The following is a 20642-nucleotide window of genomic DNA, read 5'->3' as shown; positions in this document are numbered from 1 at the left end:
GAGCTCGATTTTCGCTTTCGTATCAGGAAGTTCCCGCTTTGTCACGTCATGTATAATTTGCCATTTGAAATGATTGCATAATGCATATAATATCCACCCAGATAAAAGCGAGCGGCGTGGGAGGCGTCATGAGGGATAAAGCCAATGGATCTGGCCTGGAAATGGCCGACGCCGACTTCGTCGGTCAAGCGCCTCCCATATCGAGCGTCGATCCCTTCTCCACGGATAGCCTCACTGATCCTTATCCAATGCACGAGGCGCTACGCGAGGCCGGGGCCACCGTTTGGCTGGAAATGTATGGCGTGGTGGCCATGGCGCGGCACGCTGAAGTCTACGCCGCACTTTCAGACTGGCGTACGTACTGCTCTGGCCGCGGAGTCGGTATTGACGATTTTGCTGTGTCGAAGCCGTGGCGAGCCAAGAGCCTTCTTCTTGAGGTCGATCCTCCGATCCACGACGTCACGCGCGGCGTGATGAGCCGGGTGCTGTCTCCGGGGGCGATCCGGAGCATGCGGGACGAATTCGAGCGGAAAGCCGAACGGCTGGCCGATGAGCTGTTGGATCGTCGCGAGTTCGACGCGATACCGCGTCTAGCCGAAGCATACCCGCTCGAAGTATTTCCAGACGCGGTCGGCCTTCAGAAGGAGGGGCGTCACCATTTGCTGCCGTTCGGCAACATGATCTTCAACTCGTTCGTGCCGAACGAGCGGTTTCGCGAATCCGTGCGAGATGCGGCCCCAGTCGTCGAATGGATATTCGGGCAGTGCGCGCGCGAGCGATTGATGCCCGGAGGATTCGGTAGCCAGATCTGGTCGGCTGTCGACAGTGGCTCTATCACCAGCGAGGAGGCGCAGGTTCTGGTCCGTGCCTTCTTGCAGGCCGGTCTCGACACGACTGTGACGGGTATTGGCAACGCAGTCTACGCGTTTGCCAAATTTCCGGTGCAGTGGGAGACCTTGCGTTCGGATACCAAGTTGCTCCGACCGTCATTCGATGAAGTGTTGCGCTGGGAATCGCCGGTGCAGACGTTCTTCCGCACTACGACGTGCGATGTTGAGGTTGGGGGGCGCATGATCCCCGAAGGCAGAAAAGTTCTTCTGTTCCTTGGTGCAGCAAACCGCGATCGGCGCCGTTTCGATAATCCGGCGACATTTGACATTCGGCGCAGGGCCACCGGGCATGTCGCGTTCGGCACGGGAATTCACGGCTGTGTCGGCCAGATCCTTGCGCGCGTGGAGACGGAGGCGATGTTGGGCGCGTTGCTTCGGAGGGTCAAAAGGATCGAGCTCATCGGTGAGCCGAAGCGGAAACTCAACAATACAGTCAGATCATTGGCCGCATTGCCGGTCAGGCTACATCCTGTCTGAGACGCTAGAGGTATCTCATGGACGTCGCAACATCGTTGTTCCTGGTTCAAGACGCCATTTTGAACGGCGCAATATATTCGCTTGTTGGCGTCAGTCTGGTGCTGATCTTCGCGGTGACGCGGGTCATCTTTATCGCTCAGGGTGAATTTGTCGCGTTTAGCACTCTCACTTTTGCGGCACTTGAAGCGGGCAAGGTGCCGAAAGCGGGAGGGTTGCTGATCTTGCTTGGCATGATGGCTTACATTGCCTCGCTGATCCGTGAGCGGTCGTCTCTAACGAAGACAAGGGTATTCGTGCTGGTCCTTGCCGATGTATTCGTACCGATATTGATCGTCTGTTTGGCCGCGTTTCTCGCTCCCCTGCAGCTTGGCTTCGTCGTCGAAGCGTTGCTCACTTTTCTGCTTATTGTGCCGATGGGACCGTATATTTACAGGGTCGTGTTCGAGCCTCTAGCTGAAGCGAGTGTTTTGGTATTGTTGATCGCATCGTTCGGCGTCCACCTTGCACTTACAGGGCTCGGCCTGGGCTTCTTTGGGCCTGAGGGCGCGAATACCAGCTCGCTTGTCACCAGATCCTTTACTGTGGGCGAGCTGACCATTACGGGACAAAGCCTTGTGGTCGTCGGTACCACCGTAGCTCTCTTTATTGCATTCGCTGGAGTCTTCGGGAGAACCTTGTTCGGAAAAGCACTGCGTGCCTGCGCATCCAATCGCTTGGGTGCCCGGTTAGTCGGAATACCCACCGGCGTCGCTGGTCAGATCACGTTTGGGCTGGCAGCCTTGCTCGGATGCGTTTGTGGCATCCTGATTGGTCCAATCCTTACCGTCTACTACGACAGCGGCTTCATGATCGGCCTGAAGGGATTCGTGGCGGCCATCATCGGGGCACTTGGCAGTTACGTCGTAACCGCAGCGGCTGCCCTCGTTGTTGCCCTGGTTGAAGCCTTCTCCTCATTTTATGTAAGCGCCTATAAGGAAATTGTCGTTTTTACGCTGCTTGTGCCTGTGCTTTTGTGGCGATCGCTCAGATCGCCTCACATGGTCGGGCGGTCATGATGCGACACTCTACGATCCTCTGGCAGTTGGCGGTCTTTATTGGAGCTGCTGTAGTCACGCAGACTCGCCTAGTCGATGACTACACCGCGTCCCTTGTGGTCTACATCGGTATCGCTGGGATCGTGGCGATCGGACTGACCCTCCTCACGGGGGTTGGGGGGATGACATCCTTTGGGCAAGCCGCATTCGTTGGTCTGGGAGCCTACACGACGGCTGCGCTGAACGTTCGCTTCGGGATGTCTCCCTGGGAAACATTGCCGTGCTCGTTGGTGATCACCGGCGTCTCGGCCCTGCTCATCGGAGGAATTACCGTGCGACTGGCAGGGCATTTCCTTCCGTTGGGCACCATCGCCTGGGGGTTGTCGCTCTACTTTACCTTTGGCAACATTGAATGGCTTGGCGGCCATGACGGTTTGCGAGGTATTCAACCGATTGCGCTCGGGTCGTTGGTTCTTGTCGAGCCAAAGGCCTACCTTTTGGTTGTCTGGATAGCCGTGGCGATTGCGGTGGTTCTCACGTCGAACCTGTTGAACAGTCGCATCGGCCGCGCGCTTCGTTCTTTGCGCGAGGAAGCCGCCGTCGGGGCTGCCTTCGGCGTCGACGCAAATCGTCTCAAGCTCGTCGTTTTCGTCTATGCCGCGCTGCTCGCGGGTACCGCTGGCTGGCTATATGCGCACTTCCAAAGGTCGGTCGCGCCGGGCTCGTTCGGAATTGTGGCCGGTATCGAGTACTTGTTAATGGCCGTAATCGGAGGCCCCGGTCACGTGGTCGGCGCGATAGCTGGCTCCGCTCTAGTGACCGTGGTCCGTGATCAGCTTCAGAACGCACTGCCTTCGCTGCTAGGCTCCATCGGTAACTATGAAACTGTCGTCTTCGGATGTCTGATCGTAATCATTTTGCAGACATCGCAAAGAGGGATTGGGCCGGTGCTCTTCGGCTTCTTGGATCGCAGGCGTCTGTCGATCGACGACGGCGAGCAGTTGCCGTTACTTCGGAGTCAAGATGCGCGAGAGCGTCTCTTAACTGTCCGTCAGCTGACTAAGCGGTTCGGCGGTCTCGTCGCGGTGAAGGACGTTGACTTGGTTGTCGCTCGAGCAACGATAGTTGGACTGATCGGACCGAATGGAGCCGGAAAAAGCACAACGTTCAACTTGATTGCAGGCTCTATCGCGGCTGACTCGGGGCAGATCGACTTCAACGGAGAGGACATACGGTTGTTCTCTCAGCCGAAGATTGCGTCGTGCCGTTTGGCGCGCACCTTTCAGCACCCACACGTCGTGCATGATATGACGGTCATCGAGAATGTCATGCTCGGAGCGCATGTCCGTGGACAAATCGGCTTCCTGGGAGCCATGCTTCGGATGAACCGTGCCGAGGAGCGCCGCTTACTTCGTACGGCGTACGAGCAGATTCGTCGCGTCGGCTTGGAGAAAGTTGCCTTCTCGACGGCCGGAAATCTGTCGCTGGGAGAGCTGCGGCTTCTAGAAATCGCCCGCGCGCTCTGCCTTGATCCGCTGCTGGTCATGCTCGATGAGCCAGCTGCCGGACTTCGCGTCGGAGAGAAGCGGGCCCTGGCAAATTTGCTGAGAGACCTGCGTCAGCAAGGTCTTGGCATTCTCCTTGTTGAGCATGACATGAGCTTTGTCATGAGTTTGGTCGACGATCTGTTTGTGCTGAACTTCGGATCGTTGATTGCGCGCGGGCGCCCCGCGGCAATTCGAGAGGACGAAGCGGTGCTCAAGGCCTATTTGGGAACAGCAGCGTGAGCGACGGTCTACTTTCCGTGTCAGACTTGTGCGCCAGCTATGGGCGTACTCAAGTCGTATCGAATGTTTCGATCAACATTATGGCCGGATCGATCATTTCGATAATCGGTGCAAACGGAGCCGGCAAGACATCGTTGGTCAACGCCATCATGGGGATCCTTCGATCTACTGGACGGCTTCGCTTCGGCGAACAGGAGATCGCTGGTTGGCCGCTTGAACGACGAGTTGCCGCCGGGATGGCGCTGGTTCCGGAACGCCGCGAGCTATTCGCTGATATGACGGTCGAAGATAACCTGCTTCTTGGTGCGGTTCGTGCGGACGCGAAGAGCCGCAAGCTGCGCCTGAATGAAAACTACGATCGGTTCCCGCGCCTGCGCGAGCGCCGGAGGCAGTTGGCAGGTACGTTGTCTGGCGGCGAGCGCCAAATGCTTGCAATGGGCCGTGCGCTGATGGCGGCCCCGTCACTGCTGATGCTCGATGAGCCAAGCCTTGGTCTTTCTCCCCAGATGACAGAGGAGGTTCTGAAGATCGTTACGAACCTCCGCCAGGCGCAGGTTTCAGTCTTACTGATCGAACAAAACGCCAGGGCGGCGCTCGACATCTCAGATTACGCCTTTGTGATGGAGCTTGGGCGATTTGTTCATGAAGGTCCACCGGCGGCTATTCGCAATGACAGCCGCCTGGTCGAGGCTTACCTCGGATATCGTGAGCATACTTACTGATCATCGGAAGGGGAGAGAGGGCCATGAGAAAAGCAAGTACTGCGGCTGTGTCGGCGGCAGCGATCGCCTGGTTCTTAATGGTGATGCCGCCAGCGTTTGCCGACATCAAGATCGGCATCATCGCCAGCGGAAGCGGACCAGTCGCGTCCCTGGGACGGCCGCAGATGGAATCGATTCCCTTTTTACCGTCGGAGATCGCCGGACAAAAGGTCTCGTACATTGCTCTCGACGACGAGTCGGACGCTACAAAATCTGCTCAAAACGCTCGCAAGTTGATCTTCGAGGAGAAGGTCGACGTGTTGATTGGATCGTCCGGAACGCCGTCTTCGCTGCCTCTCATTGACATTGCGGCTGAAGCCAAGATCCCCCTGCTGACGCTCGCCGGGAGCGACGTCATGATCGAACCCATGGATGATAAGCGACGTTGGGTATTCAAGGTCGTTCCGAAAGACTCGCTGATGGCCGGTGCCATCGCCAACTACATCGCACGAAAGGGAGTCAAGCGCCTTGGTTATATCGGCTTCTCGGACGGCTACGGCGAGGGATACTACAATCAGTTGGCGAAGCTCGCACCAGGGCTAGGCATTGAGCTCACGACCCATGAGGTATTCGCTCGAAGCGACGCAAGTGTAACCGGACAAGTGCTCAAGATTCTTGCAACGAAGCCGGATGCGGTGTTTGTCGCTGCGGCGGGGAGCCCAGGCGTCGTACCGCAACGTGCGTTGCGCTCACGCGGATTTACCGGTCCGATCTTTCAAACTCATGGAATTGCCGGTCAGGATTTTCTGACCCTGGGTGGAAAGGACGTAGAAGGAGCGACGTTCGCTGGCGAAGCGTTCATCGTGGCGGACGACCTTGTGCCGTCGAGCCCGTTCCGGGCTGCGACCGATGACTTTATCTCGCGCTGGAAGGATAAATTCGGCAAGGCTCCGCCGATCTTTGCAGCGCATGTCATAGATTCGGTTGCCTTGGTTCAGCGTGCAGCTTTGCCGGCAATCAAGTCCGGGCAACCGGGAACAGCAGAATTTCGCGCGGCTTTGCGAGATGAGATCGAGAAAGTACGGGACCTCTTCTTGAACAACGGTCTGTCGAACATGTCGCCGACGGACCACAACGGTTACGACGGTCGGTCGGCATTCATTATTAGCGTCCGAGAGGGAAGGTACCGCCTGGAGGAAGCCGGCCGCTGAACGGCGTCAACCAGCCGCAGCGGCTGTCGCATGACCATATACATGCATATTGCAATTATTGCTAAATGAATGTATTATGATCGGAAGATCTAAAGTGGGAGGTTCAAGGTGGCAGTTTCGGTTCTGGAGGCCATTCAGTCTCCTCCATCGCGGCTAGAATTCGGAGGCCAAATTGTCTCGACCGAGACAATCACGCCGAGAGTCCGGTTGTTCAGAGTAAAGCCATTGGTCGAGGCGCCGCCACCTCGCGCGTCTGCGGGTGCGCATGTTGACATTGAGGTCGACCTGTCTGGCAGACGCGAGTGGCGTTCCTACTCGCTCATAAATCATGTGTCATCCGGCGAGTTCTACGAGTTCGCAGTTCAGCGTGAGCAGTCGGGAAAGGGAGGCTCCAACTATCTTCATGACACGGTCGGGCCGGGGAGCGTTGTCCGGCTGCGTGCGCCGGCCAACAATTTCTCTCTCTCGGCGGCAGCAGATAGTTATCTATTAATCGCCGGTGGCATCGGAGTGACTCCAATTCTTGCGATGGCGCAAGAACTCGTTGCGCGGGCCGCTCAAGTGCGAGCGATCTTCTGCGCGAGAACCGCGGCTGATGCACCGTTCCTGGCAGAAATAAAGTCGCTCCTCGGTACTCGTCTGGAAGTCAATCTCGACGCAGGCGACCCAAAAAAGTTCACAGACTTCTCTCGAGTGCTCGGAAGTCGTCGACGAGGCGAGCACTTGTATATGTGCGGACCGAACGCGATGATGACCCGCATCGTCGATCTGGCTTCCTATCACTCGTGGCCGGCTGCGGCCGTCCATCGCGAGACGTTCGATCCGACCAAGGGCGACGACAGTTCGAGTTTTGTCGCTCATCTCGCCCGCACAAAGGTAACGGTGGAAGTGCCGGCCGGCGTATCGTTACTGGACGCGTTACTCACCGCTGGACACGAACCATTCTACGACTGCCGGCGCGGCGAATGTGGTCTCTGCGTAGTCGATGTATTGAGCGGCGAGATTTCGCATCGCGATTCGTATCTCAGGCCGGACGAGCGAGACTGCAAGATGTGTACCTGTGTGTCTCGTGCGGCTGGTCCCGATGTAACTCTCGACATGTAAGAGGCCTGTGATGCTCTCAGCAGAAGACAACGCGACGCTCACCAATACTGACGCTGGAACTCCAATGGGAAAGATGGTGCGTTCTCATTGGATCCCGCTGATGCTTGAGGCGGAAGCGCCCAAGGCAGACGATCCACCGCAGCGGGTTAAGGTACTCGGCGAGAGCCTCGTTCTCTTCCGAGATACTAAAGGTCGACTAGGGCTATTGGAAGAGCTTTGTCCCCATCGAAGGGCAAGCCTTTATTTCGGCCGCAATGAAGAATGCGGATTGCGCTGCATTTACCATGGATGGAAGTTCGACGTTGATGGTAAGTGCCTAGATTTACCCTCTGAGCCCGGGCAGAGCACGTTCAAGGAGCGCGTGCGAGCAAAGAGTTACCCAGTGATGTCAGTCGCGGGCCTCGTTTGGGTATACATGGGTGATGATCCGACCTCGGTCGATATGCCTCACTTCGAATGGTTTGATGTCCCGGCCACCTGGCGCTACGCGTCACGCTGGATCCAAGATTGCAATTTCGTGCAAGCGATGGAAGGGGAGATTGACGAAGCGCATGTTAGCTTCCTACACCGCCCTCTTGATAATCCCGATGTGTCGAAGTCCTCATTGTTCGGCGAGTACTTTAGAGAAGATGGCGCTCCGCGCTACCGGGTGTTCGAAGGTCCGTTCGGTATGGCGTGCGGCGCTCGGCGGACGGTTGAAGGCGGCGCGAAATACTTGTGGAGAATCAATCACTATCTGCTGCCGTTCTACACTATGATTGCGCCGAGTGACGATCAGAATTCGCGCGTTTGGCGCGCTTGGATCCCCGTTGATAACGAGCACTGCTACGTTATCTGCGTCACTTGGCGAGACGACCACGAAGTCGAACAGAAGGAATTGGATCTCTGGCGTAACGGTACGGTGGCGCATCGTCGAGTGATTCCCGGTACGCTTCGCCCGCCTGAAAACAGGGACAACGATTATCTAATTGATCGCGATGCACAGCGAAATCGATCCTTCTCAGGAGTGCACGGTGTGCGCGCTCAAGACGCCGTCGTAGTCGAAAGCGCCGGATCCATCGTAGATCGATCCAAAGAGCATCTGGCTTCGAGCGACGCCGCGATCATTGCGTTGCGGCGTCGGATGCTTCGGGCCGCGCGAGTAGCGAACGACGGCCAAGCGCTGGAAACGACCCGCAACGGCGATCTCTTTTCAATTCGGACGTTCGAGGGCCTTATGTCAGCCGGAACGGACTTCGATAAAGAACCGTCAATTATGGCTGCGATGAAGATTCCGAGCAGCCGTCTGGAGGATGCAACGTAGGCTATCTAGCGAAGGCCTATCTGGGACGTCCCAGGCGTGCTTGTGAGCGGTGAGGTTGGCATGGACTTGCGTATCGGAATATCAGGGCTGGGGGTCCTTCATACTGACACGTCGGTCCCCGACATCGAAACGAAGTTCGCCATGGTGAAGGAATCTGGCGCGTTCGACTATATGGATAGAACGCCGCCGAAATCGGAACTTGATCGTCATCTGCGCGCGAGCCAAAAGCATGCCGTACCAACGCTCGCAGGTGGCTTCTATTACATGGTTGGGCGTGATGAAAGCCTTCTTGAGGAAAATATCAGAATCGGAAAAGCATGTGGCTCGGAGATTCACAACGTTCAGATATTCAGCCATGACGCGTCCGGCCGCTTTCTAACGGACGACGACATCGCGGATATCTATATGCGTACCGCTGAGCTCGGAGAAAAGATTGGAGTACTTCCGTGCTTCGAAAACCACATCAATATGTGGTCAGAGCATCCAGGGCGCGTGCGTCATGTAGCGGATATCGTAAGAAGTCGAGGCGGTAAATTCTCGATGACCATGGATCACTCGCACGTCATCATCAAAATGGACAATCCCGCCGAGCAAGAGGTTCAGCAGCTCGACCAGGATGTTAGATCGGGAAGTATCGTACTCGACCCAGACAAGCCGGGCAATGTAGCGATGCAATGGATCGAGTCGAACTACGTGATTATCGCCCACGCAAGACCGACGATTCCGAACAATCCCCCAAATATTTGGGCGAAACATCCAGACGGTCGCTTTGGTCGGGGCGTCCAGTATCCATGGATAAGGCCCAAGGAAGGCGAGTGGCACTCAGAGTGGGATGAAAGCAAGTTGGAATCGTGGAAGCGGACGATTGACGATTTGCTAACGCACCATGCTACTAACCCTTCTAGTGAGCTCAGATGCATAACGCTTGAGATGATTCCGCCCCCTGACTATGGCGCAGGGGCCAAGTACTCGATCTTTGATAACAACGTCTCCTGTGCGCAATGGATCCGAGGTCGCTGGAAGGAAAAAGTGGCCGCGCGCCGAAAGGATATCCTATTGGAAGCGCGGACGAGCCGCCTGTCCAGTACGTGGTTTTACTAACCTCGCTTGGAATCCTGCGCGAGGATTAACCTGCGGTGTCACGATGGCCATTCTTGCACGGGAAGATCGTTCTGTCGCTAGCGATCCAAGTGGAATCGCTATTGTTGAGCTCCGGTCGCATGACGAGAGGGAAGACTTCAAGCGAGCCCAGGCCCGACATATGGGCCTGTTCGCATGCGTTATGATCGTGATGATCTCGTTGAATCTCCCGAGCGGACCAGTGCACCGCTGACTTAGACAAATTGAAGTCAGGGATCGGCCTATGCTTGGCTTGTCCAGTTGGTAGCTATAACGTCAGGATGTGAGAAATCAGGCATAACCCTGGTCAACTATGGATCAAGCGCTTGGAGCGAAGCCGCGCCGTTTGGCCGCTTGAAGAATAAGGGTTTCGGGCATCTCAGGTCCAACTAATTGGATCGCTCTTGCAAGAACGTCTGAACTTGCGAGCTCAGGTCGGCCGGAATCGAATGGAGACTGGGGGGCATATTCCATAAGTAGTTCGATTGTTGCGCCTTGAGTCGGATTGGTCCATTCGGCTGCCATCAATAGGCCGAAGTCGATGCCAGCGGTTACTCCGCCGCCGCTGGCTCTATTCCGATCGATCACGACGCGGCTGTCGTCAGGAATGGCGCCAAAACGTTCAAGATACGGTCGTGCGTACCAGTAGGAGGCGGCACGGTAACCTCGGAGCAGGCCTGCAGCGCCAAGTATGAGCGACCCTGTGCATACGCTGGTGATCCAAGTCGCTCTGGAGCTGGCAAGCGCAATGGTATCGAGAAATTTGTCATCCTGAATTGCTTCAAACGAAGTGATGCCGCCGCCTGGCACAAAGACAACATCGGGTGATGTTGTGCAAGTCGACAGATCATGGGTCGCGGTGACCTCGAGACCCGTATCCGTCCTAACGGGCCCCCTTGAAGTTGCGACAAACTCAAAATGAGTGTCGGGGATCATATTCCACGCGGTAACTGGTCCGATGAGATCAATCGCTGTAAAGCTAGGGTAGAGGAAGCAGACGATTTTCATGGAGAGGTCCCCTGATCCGAAGTCTCGCTTGTGAGGTCCTATGGACCTTGACTTCAGCCGGGGCAACCGATCCGGTGCCATCAATTTCGGCCAAAGAGCCGACATTTTGCGCGATCTAACGCATCGCCGGAGAACCGATCATGGAGCGGCGCTCGGTGGCGCTAACGATTCACGATGGGATGACTGGGCTTGATGCCATAGGCCCAATCGACGTGTTCGCAACGGCAAATCTCTTGCTCGGACCTGGGCAGGGATACGAAATCGTACTGGTCGCCAAAGACCTGTTGCCCATACGAACCTCAGGTGGGGTGCGCCTTATACCTGACAAATCGTATGCCGAAGCCTGTGGCCCCTACGATATCGCGCTGGTGGCTGGCGGACCTGTCCCGGCCAGGACAGAGCGTGACAAGGTCTTGTCCGAGTGGCTTGCGTCCGTCGCCAGGAGCTCGAAGCTGTACGGCTCGATTTGTACCGGAGCGTTTGCCCTTGGTCATGCAGGTCTGTTGGACGGACACACTGTCACGACACATTGGGATTTCGCGGCAGATCTGTCGCGGCAGTTTCCCGCTGCGACTGTCGAGGCAGATCGGATCTATGTTCGAAGCGGATCGGTTGTTACGTCTGCCGGGGTGACCGCGGGTATCGATTTGGCGCTGGCCTTGGTCGATGAGCATCACGGTGCTCGGTTGTCGCTCGAAGTTGCCAGACAGCTGGTGGTCGTCGCTCAGAGGCAAGGAGGACAATCGCAATTTAGTCCTCATCTCGCGCCGCCGCCTTCGGGCGAGCCACCGATTGCTCAAGTTCAGGCGTATGTAGTTCGCGAGATACGCAGTCCTCTTGGTCTTGAGCGGCTAGCTGCGGTCGCCGGCATGAGCGTGCGGAGCTTTTCGAGACATTTCCACGAGCAAACGGGAGTGTCGCCACACGATTTTGTCGAGCAGTCGCGGACAGATGCCGCACGCCGAATGCTCGAAAGCAGTGGCCTTTCGCTGAAGGCGATCGCCTTCGAAAGTGGCTTTCAAAGCGCCGACTATATGCGACGTGTCTTCAATCGAAGGCTGGGCATTGCGCCTTCCGATTATCGATTGAGGTTTCAGCGCAGAAGCAAATGAACGTCTGAGAGGTCTCTCGTCGTTTTGGGTCGTCGCATCTGGTCGCAGCGCATGTTCCGCAAACGACCGTCCTTCAACTATGTTTGTCCCGACCCGCCGTCCACCTGCAACTCGGTTCCCGTAACGAAGCTGCTGTCATCGCACGCCAAGAAAAGAGCTGCATTGGCTAGGTCCTCCGGCATTCCCCAACGGCCTAACGGCACCAGGTTTCCAATTCCACCGTCAATCTCGGCCAATTCCGCCCCGGTCAGTCCCATCTTTTCAAGAATTGGAGTTCTCACGGGGCCAGGGCTAAGCAAGTTCACTCTAATTTTTCGGCCTTTTAGATCGACTGCCCAATTTCGTGCAAACGCGCGCAAGGCGGCTTTGGTGGCCGCGTAAACGTTATGTCCTGGCAAGACGCGTGTACTGGCGATCGAACCGGTCAGAATAATCGAGCCGCCGTCACTAATAATGCTCAGCGCCTTCTGTACGCTAAAGAACAGTCCCTTGACATTGATGTCAAACTGGCGATCGAATGCCTCCTCGCTGACACTTCCGAAACTTGCCAGTTCGTTGACTCCGGCATTAGCAAAAAAAATATCGAGCTTGCCGAACTGCTGCTGGGCATACTCGACAAGGCGATCTAGCTCCCGCAGGTTCGCAACGTCGCACCTGAACCCGATCGCAATTCCGGTTCCATGACCCTCGCTTTCCAGAAGCTTGAGGGCTTGGGCGATCGTTTCCTGGCTCCGAGCCGCTAAGATTACGCGCGCGCCTTCCCGAAGAAAGAGCCTCGCGGTCGCCAAACCGATGCCGCTGCTGCCGCCAGTGATCACGGCGGTCTTTCCATGAAGTTTGTTCATGCGTGGATTTATGGGAGGCTTGCATCTCCCAAGCTAGCCGTCTCATCCATCAATATCCGCCAATCATCGGCGTTTACTGGCCAGTGTCCGACACCTAAGACAAAAAAGTCGGCTAGACCGGGTCTAGCCGACAAGTTTAGGGAGGAAAACGCTTGGCACGACTGCCGCGCCCAGCTGACTTCCATGTACATGCGATATGTAATAATTGCAATATGAAATTAAAAATGGAATTTTGGTTGTTTCTCCCACGAGCAAGTGCGCCGTCTTGCGCGGCGCGATGAGACTTGTTGCGGTCTTGAGGTTGCGGTCTGGATGAGAGCGTGATCAGCGGGCCTGAGACGCAGGCTTGAATTCCAAGGGCTGGCTTCGGCGGACAACCAGGCAGAGAAGAGTTAGCCTGCGAAAATCCAACTATGACGCCGGCCAGGGTCGCCGGAGCCGTAGCGGTTGCGTAGTGGAAATGGCCAGCGGGCTTCAGTTCTGGTCATGGCACGCGGACCCGCGATCGCGGACTGAAGCAACTTGAGGCCGTAAAGATCTGAACTGCGACTGAGGCCCCTCCTATTGAGCGCGCCGCGCATCCACGGCGCTTCGTCTTAATTATTGCTTATCGAATCTATTGCATAATGAAACAGATTTGACTGTGTGCGGGAATGGAGTGAGTGTTGCGCCGATTGAAGATCGCCTTCAAGCTATCGCTGATCGTTTGGTTGGCAGCCGCCGGAATTATCGTGGTCGCGACGGCGGGACTATCGACTTTGAGGTTTAACCTGCTGCAGGATCGAAAATCGAAGCTGGAGGACGCGGTTCTGCTGGCCAAGCAAATGGTACAGCTCGACTATGATGCCTCGCTTAACGCAGGCTTGTCCTCAACGCTTGCAGCGCAACGCAGCAAGGACTTGCTCAGGAAGTTGCGCTTCGGTCATGATTACTATTTTAACGCCGTCGACTATCAAGGGATCGTCCAAGTTCACGCCAACCGAGCACTGGAGAACAAGGTGTGGTTGGATCAAAAGGACGTCGATGGAGTACCCTTCATCCAGGAGCAAATCGACAAAGCGCGATCTGGCGGCGGATTTGTTTCATATCGCTTTCCCCGTCCAGGCGGTTCTGAGCCACTCCCAAAGATTCAGTTCGCCACCGAGTTTGCGCCGCTTGGCTGGGCAATCGGTGGTGGGATCTACGTCGACGATGTTGACGAGATCTTCTGGTCTCAGATGCAACGTACGCTTTTCTTGGTCGGAGCTGCGCTTGTAATCGTAATGGGGACGTCGCTCCTTATCGCCCGCAGCATTTCCGGCCCCCTCGGTCAGATGGCTCGCGCGATGCGTCGGATATCGCGCGGCAGCACTGATGCCGAGATACCTGGAGTGGACGGGACCGATGAAGTGGCTGCGATGGCGCAGTCGGTCAAGATTTTCAAGGATAACATGCTTGAAGCCCAACGGCTGAAGGCAGAACAAGAGGTCCTTCGGAAGAAGTCCGAAAACGATCGTTCGATCGCGCTGGGGCAGGTCGCTGCCAGTTTCGAATCCGCTATCGGAGAGGTCGTTAACGTCGTCGCTACCTCCGCAACTGGACTTGAGGTCTCAGCCCAAAGCCTCCAGGGAGCAACGGGCCAGACTGAGGGAGCATCGAGCGCGGCAGCGGCAGCCTCGGACGATGCCATGACTAGTGTGAGCGCCGTCGCAGCGGCGGCTGCGCAACTTTCTAGTTCTATACTGGAAATCAGCCGGCGGGTGAGTGAATCGACCTCTATTGCTAATCGAGCCGCTGAGGGTGCGGATAACGCCGCCAGGAAGATCGACCAATTGTCGTCCGCTGGCCAAAAGATCGGAACTATCGTCGATCTAATAACCAACATTGCATCCCAGACGAATCTGCTTGCCTTGAACGCGACAATTGAAGCTGCCAGGGCCGGAGACGCCGGTCGCGGGTTTGCGGTTGTTGCTTCCGAAGTGAAGAGCCTCGCCGAACAGACGGCCAAGGCAACTGCGGAGATCGCGAGTCAAGTCGCTGAGATCCAAGGCTCTACGAACGAGTCCGTGAAAGCGATTTCGGAGATTACCAGAGTCATCAGATCCATGACGGAAGTGTCGGTCGCTATAGCGTCTGCTGTTGAGGAGCAAAGCGTGGCCACCAACGAGATATCGCGCAACGCGCAGCTTGCAGCGATTGGAACTGAGAGCGTCTCGGCGAGCGTCGAACGTGTGCATCTTGCTGCAGGCGAAGCCGGCGAGACCGCATCGCATGTTCTCTCCGCTGCGGGCGAGCTCTCTCAGCAGTCCGAGCGGCTGCGCGCGGAAGTGTCCAATTTCCTCGATACCGTTAGGGCAGCCTGAGCGACCTCTAATCATGCACAGCTAGGAGAGGGGCCTTCGTCGCGACCGATGGCCACCCGCGGCTGTCAATAATCTCGACAAACCGTACCCTAAGCTGCTCGGATCGTTTGTCCGATTTTGACGCTTGTTCGTCATTCCGGCGACGGAAAAATCGGTAGCATCATCCCATGGCAAACCGAGGAAGTCGCCAGCGTGTCGAAAAATCCAGTGAGGTTGGTCTACTGAGTTGGAACGAGTATGGGTTGAGGATAGGTGATGCGCAACGGAGCGATAGGGGATCTCTTTCAAGGTAGGTCCGAGCCGCGGTCTTGGTTCTGGATCGCTAAGCTTCTTTTACTGTGGGCGATCATCGTCTTGCCGAACTTCGAGGCCAGCGCGGCAGAAATGAAAGTCACGTTGCTCGGAACGGGGAATCCGACGCCGCGGGCAGACAGCTTTAGCGCGTCTACACTGGTGGAGGCCGGAAATCAGAAGTTGCTGTTTGATCTGGGTCGAGGAACCGCGATCCGGTTGTTTCAGAAGAAGATCCCTTTGGGTTCGATCACCGCGCATTTCTTGACGCATTTGCACTCAGATCACGTAGTTGGGCTTCCCGACGTTTGGTTGACAGGGTGGATCGGGGCTCCGTTTGGAGCACGAAAATCACCCCTTGTTATCTTCGGGCCCGCCGGTACCGTGGACATGACAAGAAACCTTACGAAGGCGTTTGCGGAAGACATTCGCATTCGTATGGCAGATGAACATTACCCTGCAGCCGGCGTCGCGTTCTCGGCGAAGGACATCGAGCCTGGCTTGGTCTACGAACACGACGGCGTAAGGGTCACTGCTATCGAAGTGAATCACGGCGAGCTGATAAAGCCGGCGTTTGGGTACGTTATCGATTACGACGGAAAGAAAGTGGTGCTTTCAGGCGACACCAAATACGACGAAAGAATTGCCGAAAGCGCTCGTGGCGCTGACCTCTTGATCCACGAGGTCGCCATCATCGATCCAGAGCTGGTGAAAGCCAATCCGATGTTCCGGGACATCCAGAATCACCATACCTCCCCGGAGGAGGCCGGACGCATCTTTAGCATTGCGAAACCGAAACTGGCCGTGTTCTCCCACATCGTATTCGTTCCAGCAAAGCCTCTGGCCACCGATGCTCCCGTGGATGGAGACCAGTTGGTTAGACGAACTCGAACCGGTTACGAGGGTCCGCTCACCGTGGGAAGGGACATGATGTCATTTGTAGTATCTGATACCGTAAGAGTGCTTGATCCCGCGGCAGACGCGTCGGCGCAGTCGCGGCAATGAGGGGCTAATGGTTCTGGGGGAAACGCTCGGCAAGCAGGACACGCAAACTCTATCGGAGCGGGCTGAATCGCTCCTATCGTGTACTTTGATTCGCGCTTCCAGACGCGTGGCGCCACGACATGACAAGAGAGCGAACGACAAACTCGACCATCTCCAATGTGTCGGTCCACGCCATGGTTCGCGTGTAGATTGGGAAAGACACGATGCCGTGTACTGCCGCGATCAAACTGTCAACGGCGCATTTCGGATTGATTGAAGTAGCGCCGTCGGCCTCGAGTAGATCCCTCACGATGCGGTCATAGAGCGAGTAAGAACGAGAGACGACTGTGGATCGACCGAAGGGGACTCCCTCAGCGGTTCTGACAGGCTGCTTGTATGGCGACAGCGAGAACAGCGATTGATACTGATCGAAGTTGTAGAGCCAATATCGAGCGACGCCGATAAAGACTCTGATGACGCGTTCTCTTGGATCTGTTTCGTTGGATGCGAGCCGTTCAAACGCGATTACCGCAGACAGCATGTCTTCTTCGCGTATTGCAAGAAGTAGGGATCGGTAGTCCGCGAAGTATTGATACAGCGTACCAGGAGAATAGCCCGCGGCCGCAGCGATGCTGCGGAGCGACGCTTCCTTGGATCCGTTCTCGCAGAGAAGTGCCCGTCCCGCTGCTATGAATGTTGCGCGAAGGTCGCTCTTCGCTTGCGCCGTCTTGGCGCGCGAACGACCTGTGCGCTGTGCGGAGTTTGTTGGCTTGATCGTTCTTTTCAACTGTGTGCTCCACTGACAGCGCGCATTCGGTCAGAAACCGGATCGCGAGCCGCGTGCTTCTCGTAATTGAACGCGTTCATTTTGTCGTTGACATTATTGAACACGTTTATTTAATGTTCGCTATAGGCGGCCGGTGCTGTCCAACAAACAGAATTATGGGAGGCGAGTCTTGCCGCTGGTTGATGGTGGGCAGGCGCTGGTTGCTGTCCTGAAGCGATTTGACGTTGATACCATTTTCACGCTGCATGGCGGTCATCTCGATTGCGTCTACCAGGCAGCGGTAGCCGGAGGGATTCGGCTGGTTGATCATCGCCACGAGCAAGCCGCGGGTATTGCGGCGACGGGGTATGCGCGGGCGACCGGAAGGGTAGGTGTGGCAATGGTGACCGCCGGCGGCGGCGTCACCAACGTAGTCACGGCGGTCGCAAACGCTTACGCCGATTGTGTTGCGAGCGTCTTCATCGGTGGCGCTCCACCTCTACGCGACTACGATGCTCTGCCAGTAAATAGCGGATACGACCAGCTGTCGGTGATGAGCGGCATCACCAAATGGGCCTGTCGGGTCACGCATGTTGAGCGGCTGCCCGACCTTGTCGGGCGAGCGTTCCATATAGCGAGGGAGGGGCGGCCTGGGCCAGTTTATCTCGACCTGCCGAGTGACGTTCTGTACGCGATATTTGAAGAAGGAGACGCCGTCTATCCGGGCGGACCCATCAATGTCTCGCGGCTAGCGCCGTCGTCGGCGGCTGTCGGAGCCGTGCTCGATATGCTGCGGAGGGCGGAACGTCCTGTCATACTCGCTGGCGGCGGGGTCGCTTATTCGAACGGCGGAGCTCTTCTAAGCCGATTTGCGGAGCTGTCTGGTATCCCGGTTGCTACCAACAACAAGTCGCGAGGCACTCTGTCGACTGATCATCCACTCTGGGTGCGCGGTTTTGGTGCACTGGGCGCGGCCGCGGCCAGGGGAGCCGGTGTCCCCGATGTAGTCCTTATGCTAGGCGCTCGGCTCGGCTTGTATACGGGCGGCCGGCGGAAGTCGGTTATTCCGGCCGACGCGAAGATCATTCAGGTCGACATCTCAGCCGAAGAGATCGGCCGCGTGCGAGACGTTGAACTTGGCGTTGTCTCTGATTGTCGCGAAATGCTCGGAGCGCTAATTGCGCAAGCCGGGAACGGGCCGTGGCCGGAGCGCGGTGCATGGGTCTCGGAACTGCGCGGCGACAATGTCTTAAAGCCACCTCAGCCGAGTCCGACTGACGGGCTGACGCCAGGATTGCTGGCTTTGACGCTCGCTGGTGTTGTTCCTGACGATGCCATCTTGGTCCTTGACGGCGGTGAGACGCCGGCGTGGTTCGATGGCGTTGCTGCAAGCCTCGGACCCGGCCGTTGGCTTGGTCACGGCTATATGGGAGTCATGGGTGAGGGGCTGCCACTCGCGATTGGCGCGCAGGCTGCCCACCCGGACAAGCGCGTGATCTGCCTTTCTGGCGATGGGGCACTGGGCTTCAATTTCGCGGAGTTTGACACTATGGCGCGGCACAACCTGCCGATTGTAGTGGTCGTCAACAATGATCAGCAATGGGGTATGTCGGCACACGGTCAGGATCTCGTTTACGGGCCCGGTAAACGCATCGTGTCTGACCTCGCCGCAACACGCTACGATCTTGCTGCCGCCGGTTTCGGCGCCCATGCGGAATATGTTGCGAGTTTCGACCATCTGGGGCCGGCGCTAAAGCGCGCTCTCGCAGCGAATCGACCAGCTTGCGTCAATGTAATGACGAAGCCTGTGATGAATCCGATTACACCGCGTTTCATGGGCCTAGCGGCGGAGGGGCTGCGTAGTCCGGATGGAAAGGCACGCGTGCCTTATGCCGACATTCTGGAGGTGTGACCATGGTGTCCGGCCGTAGTCTGAACGGTAAAATTGCGATGGTTGTGGGCGGAGGCTCTGGCATGGGTCAGGCTGTTGCGCGACGATTATCGCGGGACGGTGCGGTTGTCGCGGTGGTCGATCGTGACATCGAGGCGGCCAAGGCGACAATTGGGATGCTCGCAGGGGAGACTTTGGCGATCAGCGCTGATGTTGTCAGCGAGGATGAAGTGTCCAGCGCAACGGCTGCGATTACAAGAGCGTTTGGACGGCTCGACATCGGTATCAACGCGGCGGGCATCGGTGTCAGTGTGGCGCTGACCGAGCAGTCGCTCGAGCAATGGCAACGCGTGCAGAATGTTAACCTCGCCGGATTGTTTCTCTGTTGCAAGTATCAGGCGTTGTGCATGCGCGCCCATGGCGGCGTCATTGTGAACTTCATCTCGACCAACGCGGAGCAACCTGGCGAGGGGCTCTCAGCCTATTGCGCGTCAAAGGCCGGAGCGGCGATGTTGACCCGAGTCGCAGCCATGGAGCTCGCCGCAGACAACATCCGTGTGGTCGGTGTCGGGCCGGGCCTTACCGAAACGCCGATGGTTAAGCGGCTGCTTTCACTACCGCAGGCGCGCGCCGAATTTATCGACAATATCCTGCTCGGCCGTCCTGGCCAGCCCGACGAGGTTGCTGCCCTAGTGGCGTTTCTTGTATCGGATGAAGCCAGCTACATGACGGGCGACACGATCTATGTCGACGGTGGTGCACTTAACCGCCGGTATCCAAGCTTAGCGTCGCGCATCGCCACTCCATCTAACGGAGGCGCGATATGAAGGCGTTGGTCTATGCGGGCGAACGCTCGGTACGCTGGACGGATGTCAAGGAGCCGCAGCCGGTCGAAGGGGAAGACATCGTCGATGTCCTCGTCGCGGGGATTTGCGGGACCGATCTGGGGGCTGTCCGTAACGGCCGACCGCCGTTGCCGAATGGATTGACGTTCGGGCACGAGTTCGTTGGTCGGCGGCGGCGAGATGGCGCGCTGGTGGCGGGGAACCCGATTTTGTCTTGCGGTATCTGTCGTTCGTGCCGCGAGGAGCGCCGTCACCTCTGTGAGAGGCGGAAAGTTCTAGGTGTCCATCGGCCGGGTGCATTCGCCCAAAGCATTTCGGTGCCGGCGGGCAATCTAGTCGAGACAGGAGCGCTCGATCTGATCCGAGCGGCGATGGTCGAGCCGATCGCGACCGCGCTGCACGCCTGGCGGCTGTCGTCTACTCCGTGCAGCGACGTTGCTGTACTCGGAGCAGGTCCGATCGGTATGTCTCTGCTCCATGTTCTCAAGGCGCACAGAATAAAGAACATTACGATGACCGATATTGTGCCGGAACGCCGTGCCTTGGCTCTCCAATGTGGCGCAGACATCGCGATTGAAGCGGCAGATGCGGTTTATGATGCGATAATCGATACAGTGGGCGCTGTTGCGACACGACGAAACGCAATCGAAAACGTCCGCGTGGGAGGTTCGGCCGTTCTGGTCGGGCTACATGCGGCGGAGCTCGCGGTTGCGGGCGGACCGATCGTGGCCGGTGAGCGTACTGTTCAGGGATCCTTTGGCTATACGCCCGACGAGTTCAATGAGGCGATCGTTCTCGCGGCGAGCCTCGATACGCGTTGGATCACAACGATCCCGTTCCGCGAAAGCGAGCAGGCGTTTTCAGCTCTTCTTGCAGGCTCAGCCGATCCGGCCTGCGTGAAATTGCATTTTTCTGTGGCGGACTGACATTCG

General features: G+C 57.2%; 17 protein-coding genes. 14 read left to right on the top strand and 3 right to left on the bottom strand.

Translation table 11 applies throughout. The annotated features are described in order from the left end of the window. Positions 1-128 precede the first annotated feature (128 nt). The 8 genes from JQ616_RS17305 to JQ616_RS17270 all read left to right on the top strand — a co-directional run bounded on the left by JQ616_RS17305 (position 129) and on the right by JQ616_RS17270 (position 9608). On the top strand, positions 129-1367 hold the full coding sequence (locus JQ616_RS17305; RefSeq protein WP_349630009.1) for a cytochrome P450: 1239 nt from the start codon (positions 129-131) through the stop codon (positions 1365-1367). Positions 1368-1384: 17 nt separating this feature from the next. Beyond that, on the top strand, positions 1385-2422 hold the full coding sequence (locus tag JQ616_RS17300) for a branched-chain amino acid ABC transporter permease (RefSeq protein WP_212016139.1): 1038 nt from the start codon (positions 1385-1387) through the stop codon (positions 2420-2422). Beyond that, positions 2419-4188 (top strand): branched-chain amino acid ABC transporter ATP-binding protein/permease, encoded by a 1770-nt coding sequence (locus JQ616_RS17295; RefSeq protein WP_212016137.1) that lies wholly within the window; start codon positions 2419-2421, stop codon positions 4186-4188. Before JQ616_RS17300 ends, JQ616_RS17295 begins: the two co-directional genes overlap by 4 nt. Continuing rightward, positions 4185-4910 carry an ABC transporter ATP-binding protein gene (locus JQ616_RS17290; RefSeq protein WP_212016135.1) on the top strand — a complete coding sequence of 242 codons (726 nt, stop codon included), beginning with the start codon at positions 4185-4187 and terminating at the stop codon, positions 4908-4910. The genes JQ616_RS17295 and JQ616_RS17290 overlap by 4 nt, the downstream gene beginning before the upstream one ends. A 23-nt stretch (positions 4911-4933) precedes the next feature. After that, a complete protein-coding gene (locus tag JQ616_RS17285) occupies positions 4934-6100 on the top strand; it encodes an ABC transporter substrate-binding protein (RefSeq protein WP_212016133.1) in 1167 nt (388 codons plus the stop codon). Positions 6101-6208: 108 nt separating this feature from the next. Continuing rightward, positions 6209-7204: a PDR/VanB family oxidoreductase gene (locus JQ616_RS17280; RefSeq protein WP_212016131.1), complete on the top strand. Its 996-nt coding sequence runs from the start codon at positions 6209-6211 to the stop codon at positions 7202-7204. Positions 7205-7214: 10 nt separating this feature from the next. Then, entirely contained in the window at positions 7215-8507 is a 1293-nt protein-coding gene (locus JQ616_RS17275; protein WP_212016129.1) for a Rieske 2Fe-2S domain-containing protein, read from the top strand. Positions 8508-8567: 60 nt separating this feature from the next. Further along, entirely contained in the window at positions 8568-9608 is a 1041-nt protein-coding gene (locus tag JQ616_RS17270; protein WP_212016127.1) for a hypothetical protein, read from the top strand. Between the two features lie 336 nt (positions 9609-9944). On the opposite strand, the gene JQ616_RS17265 is transcribed toward JQ616_RS17270, so the two are convergent. Continuing rightward, positions 9945-10634, bottom strand: a complete 690-nt coding sequence (locus JQ616_RS17265) for a DJ-1/PfpI family protein (RefSeq protein WP_212016125.1) — start codon at positions 10632-10634, stop codon at positions 9945-9947. 140 nt (positions 10635-10774) lie between these two features. Here JQ616_RS17265 and JQ616_RS17260 point away from each other — a divergent pair, with 140 nt between their 5' ends. Next, the gene (locus JQ616_RS17260) at positions 10775-11746 is read left to right on the top strand and encodes a GlxA family transcriptional regulator (RefSeq protein ID WP_212016123.1); all 972 of its coding nucleotides are present in this window, start codon (positions 10775-10777) and stop codon (positions 11744-11746) included. A 77-nt stretch (positions 11747-11823) separates the two neighbouring features. On the opposite strand, the gene JQ616_RS17255 is transcribed toward JQ616_RS17260, so the two are convergent. Next, positions 11824-12591: an SDR family NAD(P)-dependent oxidoreductase gene (locus tag JQ616_RS17255; protein WP_212016121.1), complete on the bottom strand. Its 768-nt coding sequence runs from the start codon at positions 12589-12591 to the stop codon at positions 11824-11826. A 665-nt stretch (positions 12592-13256) separates the two neighbouring features. Between JQ616_RS17255 and JQ616_RS17250 the strand changes: the two genes are divergently transcribed. Together JQ616_RS17250 and JQ616_RS17245 are read left to right on the top strand one after the other, a co-directional pair. Next, a complete protein-coding gene (locus tag JQ616_RS17250; protein ID WP_212016120.1) occupies positions 13257-14933 on the top strand; it encodes a methyl-accepting chemotaxis protein in 1677 nt (558 codons plus the stop codon). A gap of 255 nt (positions 14934-15188) precedes the next feature. Next, positions 15189-16229, top strand: coding sequence for an MBL fold metallo-hydrolase (locus JQ616_RS17245; RefSeq protein ID WP_249136837.1), 1041 nt, complete (start codon positions 15189-15191; stop codon positions 16227-16229). A 73-nt stretch (positions 16230-16302) separates the two neighbouring features. Here the strand turns inward: JQ616_RS17245 and JQ616_RS17240 are convergent, their stop codons facing one another. Then, positions 16303-16995: a TetR/AcrR family transcriptional regulator gene (locus tag JQ616_RS17240; protein ID WP_212016118.1), complete on the bottom strand. Its 693-nt coding sequence runs from the start codon at positions 16993-16995 to the stop codon at positions 16303-16305. A gap of 169 nt (positions 16996-17164) precedes the next feature. On the opposite strand from JQ616_RS17240, the gene JQ616_RS17235 reads away from it, so the two are divergent. The 3 genes from JQ616_RS17235 to JQ616_RS17225 are packed head-to-tail and all read left to right on the top strand — an operon-like array spanning position 17165 to position 20636. Next, on the top strand, positions 17165-18886 hold the full coding sequence (locus tag JQ616_RS17235) for a thiamine pyrophosphate-binding protein (protein ID WP_212016116.1): 1722 nt from the start codon (positions 17165-17167) through the stop codon (positions 18884-18886). A gap of 2 nt (positions 18887-18888) precedes the next feature. Further along, entirely contained in the window at positions 18889-19692 is an 804-nt protein-coding gene (locus tag JQ616_RS17230; RefSeq protein WP_349630008.1) for an SDR family NAD(P)-dependent oxidoreductase, read from the top strand. Next, positions 19689-20636, top strand: a complete 948-nt coding sequence (locus JQ616_RS17225; protein WP_212016112.1) for a zinc-dependent alcohol dehydrogenase — start codon at positions 19689-19691, stop codon at positions 20634-20636. The genes JQ616_RS17230 and JQ616_RS17225 overlap by 4 nt, the downstream gene beginning before the upstream one ends. The last annotated feature ends 6 nt before the right edge of the window (positions 20637-20642 follow it).

It is taken from the genome of Bradyrhizobium tropiciagri (assembly GCF_018130545.1).
Classification (GTDB): domain Bacteria; phylum Pseudomonadota; class Alphaproteobacteria; order Rhizobiales; family Xanthobacteraceae; genus Bradyrhizobium; species Bradyrhizobium tropiciagri_A.
The sequence above is the reverse complement of the archived record's forward strand: the minus strand, read 5'-3'. Positions and strand labels throughout refer to the sequence as shown.